Annotated in this window: 1 protein-coding gene; it reads right to left on the reverse strand. The window is 54.0% G+C overall.

The genetic code is table 11. The features are described from left to right. On the reverse strand, positions 1-207 hold a 207-nt coding region (locus SB772_RS42490), incomplete at its 3' end, for a hypothetical protein (RefSeq protein WP_410838832.1). Between the last annotated feature and the right edge of the window lie 54 nt (positions 208-261).

A 261-nucleotide genomic window follows, 5' to 3' on the forward strand; every position in this document is an offset into this window, starting at 1 on the left:
TGTCGCGCGGTGCGCATCATCCATTCTACCGACTTCACCATATATGACTGCAGCAACGGCATGATAGAGCGGAAATTTTTGCATATCCGCCAGTTCTATTTCCCTTAGAGCGGTTTTGTCGTAGTGAAGCATGTAGGCAGCTAGGGCGCGCGTGCCGTGATAAAATCCACCGCCTCCCGGATTAAGCCTTATTGCTTGATCGAGCATATCGGCTCCCCGTTGCCAGCGTCCGCTTAACGCAAGTCTCGCGCCGAACTCGCC

Source organism: Paraburkholderia sp. SIMBA_030 (assembly GCF_046535245.1).
Lineage (GTDB): Bacteria > Pseudomonadota > Gammaproteobacteria > Burkholderiales > Burkholderiaceae > Paraburkholderia.